This is a genomic window from Psychrobacillus antarcticus (genome assembly GCF_029533155.1).
Taxonomy (GTDB): Bacteria; Bacillota; Bacilli; order Bacillales_A; family Planococcaceae; genus Psychrobacillus; species Psychrobacillus antarcticus.
Genome location: NZ_JAIZDB010000062.1, coordinates 1 through 1,580, shown reverse-complemented (window position 1 = coordinate 1,580; position 1,580 = coordinate 1). Strand labels below are relative to the sequence as shown.

The 1,580-nt window shown below is 37.3% G+C and carries 3 rRNA genes; all 3 read right to left on the bottom strand.

The features are described from left to right. Positions 1-147, bottom strand: a 16S ribosomal RNA gene (locus LDK52_RS19805); the annotation flags it as partial. A 1,016-nt stretch (positions 148-1,163) separates the two neighbouring features. Next, a 5S ribosomal RNA gene (rrf, locus tag LDK52_RS19800) occupies positions 1,164-1,279 on the bottom strand. A 106-nt stretch (positions 1,280-1,385) separates the two neighbouring features. Then, positions 1,386-1,580 (bottom strand): 23S ribosomal RNA (locus tag LDK52_RS19795); the annotation flags it as partial.

Sequence of the window (1,580 nt, the reverse complement as noted above, 5' to 3'; positions counted from 1 at the left end):
CCCAATCTACAGGGCAGGTTGCCCACGTGTTACTCACCCGTCCGCCGCTAAATCAGAAGAAGCAAGCTTCTTCGTCATTCGCTCGACTTGCATGTATTAGGCATGCCGCCAGCGTTCGTCCTGAGCCAGGATCAAACTCTCCATAATAGAGAACTTAAAAAGCTCAATTTGTTTTGCTGGCATCATCATTAAATGATGTCAAAAATTGTTTTGCTATCAAACTAACTAGGTTAGCTGAAAGCTGTATTTCTTAACGTTTTGCATGTTCAGTTTTCAATGTTCATGTTGTTATAGTGTCGTTTTGACAACTTACATATCATATCAAATCCTGATATCTTTGTCAACAACTTTTTTTAATTTGTTTTTCGTGTAAGTCACTAATGAAAATGACAACTTGATAACTATACTACTTATCATTCTCATTGGCAAGTGTTTTTCTGAACTTTTTTTAAACTTCGTATTTAACTATAAAGATAGCTGTTTTACAAGCTCATGATGCTATATCTTTAGATAACTACATCCTACAACTCCAGTAGAAATAGTTCCCCCTATTTAATTAACAAACTATAAATACCGCACATCATAAATCAAGAGTCATATAAATACATTGTAAGATCTTCGAGTATAAACTATATAATAGAACGAGAAACCACTTTTTCACACACCTTCTTATAGAATAAGGCTGCCTTCGGCTTTTTTCACTATTGCTCTGTTAGATTATTGTTGGTATAACCAATACTTAAAACGAAGTAGATCCTTTTTTGCATAGAAAACCTTTCAATTGTGTGAATCCATGAAATTATTAATCCAACCCACAATCTAATTTTTACTCTAAATTAGTCTCTGAACGTAAAATAACAATGTTATCGTAATTTTTTTCTTACACAAAAAAGTCGCTACCGATATAATTTGGTAATGACTTTTTCAATTGGTGCCCAGCGACGGTCGTTACTGGATAGTATGATAGCCCATAAGAATGTCCATATAGCCCTTAAATTTATTAAAATAGCCTTATAAGTGGCTTCAATTCATCCATAAATTACTTTAAAGCCCATAAATAAAACAATATAGCCCCTAAAATTGCAGATATCGCCCATAACTTATTATTTCAAGTTACAAAAAAGTCGTTACCGATTTAACTCGGTAACAACTTTTCTTTTGGTGCCTAGCGACGTCCTACTCTCACAGGGGGAAACCCCCAACTACCATCGGCGCTGAAGAGCTTAACTTCCGTGTTCGGTATGGGAACGGGTGTGGCCTCTTCGCCATCATCACTAGACTTATTCGGCTTCCAATACATTACGCATTGCGTTGTATGTTGAAACCCTCATTAGAGTGCTTGTTCACTCAAAACTGGATAAACGACATTGTTACGTTAAACAAATTTGGTTAAGTCCTCGATCGATTAGTATTCGTCAGCTGCACGTGTCACCACGCTTCCACCCCGAACCTATCTACCTCATCGTCTTTGAGGGATCTTACTTACTTGCGTAATGGGAAATCTCATCTTGAGGGGGGCTTCGTGCTTAGATGCTTTCAGCACTTATCCCGTCCACACATAGCTACCCAGCGATGCTCTT